The organism is Actinosynnema sp. NPDC037264, assembly GCF_055603705.1.
This window is the reverse complement of record NZ_JBVJVK010000089.1, coordinates 19890-29064: the sequence shown is the minus strand read 5'-3', so window position 1 is coordinate 29064 and position 9175 is coordinate 19890. Positions and strand designations below refer to the sequence as shown.

The window sequence follows — 9175 nt, the reverse complement described above, 5'->3', positions numbered from 1 at the left end:
GACCTGGACCGGCGCATGCCCGACCTGCCACCAAACCGTGAAACCGCTACACCGCAACAACTATCGACAAACCTAACAAAGCACTACTAGAGCGGGCGCTGGAAGCCCTTGACCGCCGCGACCCAACCCGCCGCGGCGAGCACGGCACTGGTCACCAGCGCCCCGACCACGCCGGTCACGGGCTGAGCCAGCGCCAGCGAACGCGCCGCGTCCACCGCGAACGTCAACGGGTTGACGTTCGCGACCGCCTGGAGCCAGCCCGGCAGGCCGCTGATCGGGACGTACGCGCTCGACGCGAACATCAGCGGGAACATGGCCAGGAAGCCGACGGTCTGCATCAGCTCGGCGTTGCGCAGCCACGCCGCGATGGCCAGGAAGATCCAGCCCAGACCCCACCCGACCGCCAGGGCCAACGCGAGCGCGGCGGCGGTGCCGGCCACCCCGCCGGCGGGGGAGAAGCCGAAGACCACGACCGCGAACACCAGCATCAGCAGCAGTTGCGAGGCGGTGCGGACGAGGTCGGACAGGCTGCGTGCGACGAGCACCGAGCCCGATCGGATGGGCAGTGAGCGGAACCGCGCCAGCACGCCGTTCTTCATGTCCGTGACCAGGCCCACACCCGCCTGCAACGCGGACTGCATGGCGGTGTTGACCAGGATCGCGGGCATCAGGAAGTCGATGTAGGCCACGCCCCGGGGGAAGCCGGGCGTGTTGGCGATGCTCGCGAAGATCTGGCTGAACAGGGTCAGCATGATCAGCGGCTGGAGGATGCTGAACACGATCATGCGCGGGTCGCTGACCAGCGTGCGCAGGGACCGCTGGGTCAGCACCAGCACCTGGGTGCCGAAGTCCGTGCCGCGCCAGCGCGGCGCGGCGGTGAGGGTGGTCATCCGGTGGCTCCTGTTCAGGCCGCGTGCTGCGCGAGGGTGAGGTAGACGTCGTCGAGGGTCGGCTCGCCGAGGGCCAGTTCGGTGGCCTCCAGGCCGACCTCGTCCAGCGCGCGGACCACCTTGGCGATCTCGCGGGACGACGTGACGGGCGCGGTCAGCGTGTTCTGCGCCGCCACGGGCTGCATACCGGCCCGTTCCAGGGCTCCGGTGGCCTTGGCGACGTCCGAGGCGTCCGCCAGGGTCACGGTGACCGTGCGTTGGCCGACCTGGGCCTTCAGCTCGGCGCTGGTGCCCGCGGCGACGACCTTGCCCTGCGAGAGCACCGTGATCGAGTCGGCCAGGCGGTCGGCCTCGTCCAGGTACTGGGTGGTGAGCAGGACCGTGGTGCCGTCGGTGACCAGGCCCTCGACGATTTCCCACAGGCCGAGCCTGCTGGCCGGGTCCAGGCCGGTGGTCGGCTCGTCCAGGAAGATCACTTCGGGGTGGCCGACGAGGCTCGCGGCCAGGTCGAGGCGTCGACGCATGCCGCCCGAGTAGGTGCGGGACGGCCGCTTCGCCGCGTCGGCCAGCTCGAACAGCTCCAGCAGCTCCTCGCCCCTGGCCCTGGCCTCACGCGTGGTCGCGCCGAGCAGGCGGGCGATCAGGACCAGGTTGTCCAGGCCGGACAGCTGCTCGTCCACGGCGGCGAACTGGCCGGTCAGCCCGATCCGGCTGCGCACCTGGTGGGCCCGCGCGACCACGTCGAACCCGGCCACGCTCGCGTGACCGGAGTCCGGCGGGAGCATCGTGGTGAGCACGTTGACCAGCGTCGTCTTGCCGGCGCCGTTGTGGCCCAGCAGTCCGAGCACGGTGCCCTTGGGCACGGCGATGCTCACCCCGTCCAGGGCCTTCTGCGCGCCGAACGCCTTGCCGACGTCGACGGCCTCGATCATCAGGTCCTTCACTGCTTCCCCCTCAGCACGCCGTGCAGGAACAGTTCGACGAGCTGGTCGGCGTCGGCGGTGGAGTCGCCGAAGCCCTCGCCGTGCATGCGGTTGGTGAACACGAGCCCGAGCAGCAGCCGTGCGGCCAGGGACGGGTCGACGCGCAGGTCGTCGTCCGGGCCGAACAGCGAGGCGACGTGCTCGGTGATGCGCTGCATCTCGACCGGCGGTCCCTTGTGCTCGCGCTGCTTGTCGTGCCCGTCGTGCGGGTCGTAGCCCGAGTCGCGGAGCACGCTCATCAGCTTCCACATCCGGTCCAGGTAGCCGGAGACGGCGCTGATGGCCCAGGACAGGCGCTCGGCGAGGGTGTCCGCTTGGCTCGCCTGCTCGATCAGGTCCAGTTCGGAGTCGGCCGCCATGACGCTCTGCACGCACGTGCGGATGAGCTCCTGCTTGTCCTTGAACGCCCGGAAGACGGTGCCCTCCGCGATGCCGGCGGCCTTGGCGACCTGGCTGGTCGTCACGTTGGCGCCGTGCGTGAACAGCAGCGGGACCGTGGCGGCGACGATCGCCTCGCGGCGGTCCTCGGGGCTCATCGCGGGCGCGCGCCGACGGCGTTGGGTGGTCTCCTCGGGCATGGTGCGAGCTTATGAGTGAGTCCTCACTCATGTCAACGAGTGAGCGCTCACTCATTTAGTTATGCATGCTTCAGTCAGTTGTCCACAGCTCCGGAACCGCCGCTCGCCACCCGCCTCCACCACCGGCAACCTGGTCGCAAGCGATCAACCAGGAGGAGCACGAGATGGCCTACAACGAGACCCGGGTCACCATCTGCGGCAACGTCGCCAGCCCGGTCAGCCACACCAAGGTCGGCACTGGTTTCAGCCGGGCGAAGTTCCGGCTGTTCACCGCGGAGCGCGTCTGGGACCAGGAGCAACGCGCCTGGGAGGACGGCGCGCGGATGTTCCTGTCGGTGTCGTGCTGGCGGATGCTCGCCGACAACGCGCAGGCGTCGTTGAACAAGGGCGACCCGGTGGTGGTCACCGGCCGGTTGACGATCAGGGAGGTCGAGTTCGAGGGCAGGACCAGGTCGGTGGTGGAGATCGAGGCCACCGCGATCGGGCCCAACCTGGCGCTGTGCACGGCCACGGCGACGCGCACCCGGCTCGCGGCGGACGCGGTCGAGGCGCGGGCGGCGCCCGAGATCGCCGCGCCCCGCGCACCGGCGGAGTTGCCGCTGGTCCTGACGGGCGAGGCGGAGCGTCCGAAGGAGGTGGCCGAAGTGCCGTTCTGAGCCAAACGAGCTACAAGGGCTTCCGTCGGGCCGTTCGGGGCGGAGAATGCGCGGGCAGTCGTCGCCGTTGCGAGCGTGGAGGAGGGAGGTCGTCGGGCCGGCGCCAGGGCCGGGTCCGCACGCAGGCACCGGGGGTTGACAGCGCACCGAGTTCGCGCATCGGGTCGGAGTCGCTGGTCGCAGGGTCGCGCCAGGCCGGCCCGGCGGTCGTGTTACGACTGTGGGTGACCCACGTTCGCGTTAACTCTGCGTTGTGCCCACGTCCGTTGCCGGCGTCCGAGGTTCGGGCCCGATCGGCACCGCTCTACGATCGCGGGCATGGCCGAGTACGTCTACACCATGAAGAAGGTGCGCAAGGCGCACGGGGACAAAGTCATCCTGGATGACGTCACCATCATGTTCCTCCCCGGTGCGAAGATCGGCGTTGTCGGTCCCAACGGCGCCGGTAAGTCGAGCGTGCTGAAGATCATGGCCGGCCTGGACACACCGGGCAACGGCGAGGCCTTCCTCGCGCCGGGCTACACGGTCGGCATCCTCCAGCAGGAGCCGCCTCTCAACGAGGAGAAGACCGTCCTGGGCAACGTCCAGGAGGGCCTCGGCGAGATCAAGGTGAAGCTCGACCGCTACAACGAGATCGCCGAGAAGATGGCCGTCGACTACTCCGACGAGCTGATGGAGGAGATGGGTCAGCTCCAGGAAGACCTGGACCACGCGAACGCGTGGGACCTCGACTCCCAGCTGGAGCAGGCGATGGACGCCCTGCGCTGCCCGCCGCCCGACGCGGACGTCAAGACCCTCTCCGGTGGCGAGCGCCGCCGGGTCGCCCTCTGCAAGCTGCTGCTGAGCAAGCCGGACCTGCTGCTGCTCGACGAGCCCACCAACCACCTGGACGCGGAGAGCGTCCTGTGGCTGGAGCAGCACCTGGCGCAGTACGCGGGCGCGGTCCTGGCCGTCACGCACGACCGGTACTTCCTGGACAACCTCGCCGAGTGGATCCTGGAGCTCGACCGCGGCCGGGCCCACCCGTACGAGGGCAACTACTCCACCTACCTGGAGAAGAAGGCCGAGCGGCTCGCGGTCTCCGGCAAGAAGGACCAGAAGCTGCAGAAGCGGCTGAAGGACGAGCTGGAGTGGGTCCGGTCGGGCGCCAAGGCCCGGCAGGCCAAGTCCAAGGCCCGCCTCGGCCGCTACGAGGAGATGGCCGCGGAGGCGGAGAAGACCCGCAAGCTCGACTTCGAGGAGATCCAGATCCCGCCGGGCCCGCGCCTGGGCAGCGTCGTGGTCGAGGTCGACAAGCTGAAGAAGGGCTTCGGCGACCGGGTGCTGATCGACGGCCTGTCGTTCAGCCTGCCGCGCAACGGCATCGTCGGCGTCATCGGTCCGAACGGCGTCGGCAAGACGACGCTGTTCAAGACCATCGTGGGGCTGGAGGAGCCCGACTCGGGCACGGTCAAGATCGGCGAGACGGTCAAGCTGTCCTACGTCGACCAGAACCGCGGCGGCATCGACCCGAAGAAGAACGTGTGGGAGGTCGTCTCCGACGGCCTGGACTACATCCACGTCGGCAACGTCGAGATGCCGTCGCGGGCGTACGTCAGCGCGTTCGGCTTCAAGGGCCCGGACCAGCAGAAGCCGGCGGGCGTGCTCTCCGGTGGTGAGCGCAACCGGCTCAACCTGGCGCTGACCCTCAAGGAGGGCGGCAACCTGATCCTGCTGGACGAGCCGACGAACGACCTGGACGTCGAGACGCTCGGCTCGCTGGAGAACGCCCTGGAGCAGTTCCCCGGTTGCGCCGTGGTCATCTCGCACGACCGGTGGTTCCTCGACCGCGTCGCCACGCACATCCTGGCGTGGGAGGGCACGGCGGAGAACCCGTCGAAGTGGTACTGGTTCGAGGGCAACTTCGAGGGCTACGAGAAGAACAAGATCGAGCGCCTCGGCGCGGAGGCGGCGAGGCCGCACCGCGTCACCTACCGCAAGCTCACGCGGGACTGAGGGCCGGGTACCTACATCGTGGCGGCGAGGGGCGAAGCGCAGGCGGACGTCGAGGTGAGCACGCTGGTCGTGCCCGCCTGGCGGCTGCGTTGGCGGGCACCGGAGCTTGCTCTGGTGCTGGGCGAGCGCGCCGTCGCGCTCGCCTCCGCCCGCCGTGACGAGGTCGACCGGTTGCGCGCGGAGGCCCTGGTGGTCTTCGCGAGCAACCGCATGGGCCGGGGCGTCCGCATCGCGGACCGGGCGTTGGACGCCCTCAAAGCGGCCGAGGCCGCGTCCGAGCGGGAAACGGCCTGGCGGCTGCGGGTCGAGCTGGCCGACAGCGCCAGGTCGGTCGGCGCGCCCCTCACGGGGTTCGCCGCCGTCCGGCCGGTGCTGGAAGCCGACGACGTCCCGCCAGGCCTGCGGGCCACTGCCCTCGTCCAGGCCAGTGAGTGCCTGGTCTCGGTCGGCCGGGGCGCGGCGCTGGCCCAGGCGTTGGACGAAGCGGACCGCCTCTACCAGGCGGATCCGCTGCTGGACCACGACACGACCCTGCTGCACCGGGGCCTGCTCCGCGCGTCCGCCGCGGGGCAGCACCGCCGTTGGGGCGACCTGCAGGCGGCGGTCGCGTCGGCTCGTGACGGCCTGGCCGTGCTGGACCGGCTCAAGGAGTCGGAGTCCGACAACGGCCAGGTCCGGGGCAGGCTGACGGTGGAGCTCGTCTGCGCCCTGATGGACCTGAACAAGCCGGGCGAGGCCTCCGAGATCGGCACCCCGCTCCTGGAACGCCCGGTGCGGGCACCGGGCGCCTCCACCACCGGCTGGCTCCGGCTGGCCCTGGCCACCAGGGTCCACCTGCCCGCCGGTCGCGTCGACCAGGCCCGCGACCTGCTGCGTGACGCGGCCGACAGCGCCGAGCGCCACCAGTTGGACACCCTGCTGGCGGAAAGCCTCCTGGCGCTGGCACACGTGCACGAGGTGGCCGGCGACCTGACCGAAGCACTGGCCAACCTCCGCTCCGCCCACGCCGCCGAACGCCGGCGTGCCAGAGCGGTCTACGCCGTGCGGGCCAGGCTGGCCGCCGAGTTCTCCGGCGTCCACCGCCGGCCGGCGGGCGGCCTGCACGACGAACTGGCCGCCCTGCTCCGCACGGGAACCTCGGTGGTGACGCCACCCACCACCGACCCCGACCTCGCCCCCGAGGCCAAGCAACAACTCCGCCAGTGGCGTCCGGTCCAAATGCACCGCAACGAGGGAATCCGGGTCAAGCGCTCCCGCCGTGCGGCCGAAGACATGACTGTGGAAGGCCTCTCCGCCGCAAGGGCCCACGCCGCCGACCGCTGGCGCCTGGTCCAACCGTTCGGCGACGTGGAAGACGACACGGCCCAACCGGGAGGCCGCCGCCGAGCACCGGAACCGGAAACCCCACCACCGACCGCCCAAGGCCGCCCGGAACACGCCAGAAGCGGCGAGGCCAAGCCCACCCACACACCACCCTCCGGCACCCCGACCCCCGGCGTTCACGCCGCCGGCACCCACACCGCCGGCTCAGGAGCGACCACCGGTACGGGCACGGCGCCCAACCCTGGACACCCCGCCACGTCGACCAACACGCCGGCCGCCACTCCCGCGCGCACCGCCGGACCGCCCGCCGCGACGCATACTGCCGCCACGCACACTGCCGCCACGCACACTGCCGCCACGCACACTGCCGCCACGCACACTGCCGCTATCGGCAACCCACCATCCGGCATCCACGCAACCGGCACGGGCACGGCTTCCGCCGCCTCCGCTGATGTGCCGCCGGCCGGCATCCACACGCACGCCCCAGGAACGGGCGAGCCGGGGACTGGCGCTGCCGCGCATGGCATCGGATCGGCCGCGCACCACGCAGGCGGCGCAGTGACCGACGCGGTAACCGGCGCAGTGACCGGCGAGGCGACCTCGGGCGGTGCCGGGTTCGGCACCGCGTCGGCGGGCGTTCACGCCCAGGACGCAGTGACCGGCGAGCCAAGGGTTGCTGGTAGCGGCGCACACAGCACCGCGTCGGTCACGAGCCCGGGTGGTGCAAGTGCTGGTGAGGTGAGGCACGAGGGCGGCGCAGGGACGGGTGAGGCGAAGACCTCCGGCTCGGAGGGCGGCGGTTTCGGGATCGGCGGTTCAGGGATCGGCAATGTCGGGGCCCGCAATGTCGGGGCCGGCGGTGTCGGGGTTGGCGGTTCGAGGGCTGGCGGTGCGGCAACTGGCGATGCGGGACTTGGGGTTGTCGGAACTGGTGGTGTGGGGCTTGGTGGTGCTGCGGCGGCTGCGGCCGCGTCGGCTGGAGGTCGCGTGAGCGGCGTGGAGGCCGGTGAGTCCGCTGTTCGGCGGCCGGTCGGTGGTGCTGGGCTTGGTGGGGGTGGGTTCGGCATCGTGCAGCCCGAGGTCGGTGCGCAGCCCGAGGTTGGTGCGCAGCCCGAGGGTGGTGCGCAGCCCGAGGGTGGTGAGAGCGGTGTCGGCAAGGCTGGCTCTGGCGAGAGCGGTGCCATCGAGGCCGGTTCCACCGAGACCGGTATTGGCGAGGCCGGCCCTGGCGCGCTTGGTGTCGGCGAGGTCGGGGCCGGTGGGAGCGGTGCCGATGCTGCTCCGGCGGCTGGGCACGAGGGTGGTGGCGAGCGGAGTGTGCCGGCGGCTGGGTTGATCGCGGCGGCTGGTGCTGTGCGTAGTGGTCGTAGGCGGGCGGCGCGGGAGGCTGCTCAGGATGAGGGGGAGCGGTCTTCCGGGGACGCCGACCCCAGTGTGCTGGACGCGCTGAAGGCCGCTGGGCTGCTCGACCCGCAGCGCGCCGGTGGTCGGCGGCGCGCTCGCGACACAGATGAGGAGGCCGCCGTTTCCGAGCCCGAGCCCTCGCGACAGGCTGAACCCGAGCAGGTGCAGTGGCGCGTGGAACCGCCGCCGCGGCTGCGTGGTGAGGCGCCGCCGCCCGTGGACATGTTCGACTCACCGACGATGGTCCAGCCCGCCGTGCGCGACGACGTGCCGCCAGTCGGGCTTGGCGCGGCCTTCGTGAAGGGGCCGCTCATCCCCACCGCCCGGGTGCCCGACCCACCGGACTACCCGCTGCCGCCCGTGCCCGACTTCGCCATGTCGTCGTCGGTGCCGGAGCAGGCCGTGAAGGCGGACGAGGTGCCGCCGGTCTTCCCCTCGACGGACGTGGATTCGCCTGCCGAGGACCTGTCGGTGCCCGCGCAACCCGAGCCGCGGCCCATGCCGGAGCCCGACCTGCGGCCCATGCCGCAATCCGAGCCGCAGTCCGTGCCACAGCCCGCGCGGCGACCCGAGCCCCAGCCCTCGCCGCAACGAGAGCCGCGACCTGAGCCGCATCCCGAGCCACAGCCGGTGCCGCAGCCCGAGCCGGACCAGGTGCCCGGGGTGCCCGAGCCCGACCAGGTGCCGCCGGTCCCGGTGCCCGACCCGGTGCCGACCGACCCGTCCCCTGACACGCCGCCGACGACACCGACGACACCACCGACGCCGACGACTCCGCCGGCGGAGTTCAGCCCGACCGGGTTCCTGGGCGCGGCCGACATCGAGCACGACGACGCACCCGCGCACGCACCCAGCGAAGCGCCGGTCGGGGTGACCGGTGAAGCGACAGTCGAGGTGACCGGCGGAGCACCAGTCGAGGTGACCGGTGAAGCGACCGGCGAGGAAACCGCGACCGGTGGGGAAACGCCGAAGGACCCCTTCGTCACCGCCGTCGTGGTCGGCGGCAAGACGATCGACCTGCCGGCCATCGTCGTCGAACCGACACCGCCCGCCCCCGGCTCACCCAGCGCCACCCGCGCCTCACGCCGACACAAGAGCGACCTGAGCCTGGCCGAACTCCTCGCCGAGGCCCTCGTCGCCTACGAGGACGCCCGACGCGAGGACGAAGCCGCGGGCCGCGCCGAGGTCGACGAGGACACCGTGCCGATCTCACCGGTCGGGACGCCGCCACCGCCATCCGAGAACGAGACCACCGCCCCGATCCAGCGCATCGACCCACCGCGCCGGTTCGACACGTGGACTCTTCCCGAATCGTGAAATGATTTGAGGTTCTAATAAGGTTTCCC

General features: G+C 71.4%; 6 protein-coding genes. 3 read left to right on the top strand and 3 right to left on the bottom strand.

Translation table 11 applies throughout. The annotated features are described in order from the left end of the window. Positions 1–86: 86 nt before the first annotated feature. Genes ACZ7GX_RS42825 through ACZ7GX_RS42815 form a run of 3 tightly spaced genes read right to left on the bottom strand, consistent with a single transcriptional unit; the run spans position 87 to position 2451 of the window. A complete protein-coding gene (locus ACZ7GX_RS42825) occupies positions 87–890 on the bottom strand; it encodes an ABC transporter permease (RefSeq protein ID WP_498786129.1) in 804 nt (267 codons plus the stop codon). Positions 891–904: 14 nt separating this feature from the next. Then, positions 905–1834: an ATP-binding cassette domain-containing protein gene (locus ACZ7GX_RS42820; RefSeq protein WP_498786126.1), complete on the bottom strand. Its 930-nt coding sequence runs from the start codon at positions 1832–1834 to the stop codon at positions 905–907. Further along, entirely contained in the window at positions 1831–2451 is a 621-nt protein-coding gene (locus tag ACZ7GX_RS42815) for a TetR/AcrR family transcriptional regulator (protein ID WP_498786124.1), read from the bottom strand. Before ACZ7GX_RS42815 ends, ACZ7GX_RS42820 begins: the two co-directional genes overlap by 4 nt. 164 nt (positions 2452–2615) lie before the next feature. On the opposite strand from ACZ7GX_RS42815, the gene ACZ7GX_RS42810 reads away from it, so the two are divergent. The 3 genes from ACZ7GX_RS42810 (at position 2616) to ACZ7GX_RS42800 (ending at position 9146) form a co-directional block, all read left to right on the top strand. Beyond that, positions 2616–3107, top strand: a complete 492-nt coding sequence (locus ACZ7GX_RS42810; protein ID WP_498786122.1) for a single-stranded DNA-binding protein — start codon at positions 2616–2618, stop codon at positions 3105–3107. Between the two features lie 318 nt (positions 3108–3425). Beyond that, positions 3426–5102, top strand: a complete 1677-nt coding sequence (gene ettA, locus ACZ7GX_RS42805; RefSeq protein ID WP_498786120.1) for an energy-dependent translational throttle protein EttA — start codon at positions 3426–3428, stop codon at positions 5100–5102. 54 nt (positions 5103–5156) lie between these two features. Continuing rightward, positions 5157–9146, top strand: a complete 3990-nt coding sequence (locus ACZ7GX_RS42800) for a hypothetical protein (RefSeq protein WP_498786118.1) — start codon at positions 5157–5159, stop codon at positions 9144–9146. Positions 9147–9175 lie beyond the last annotated feature (29 nt).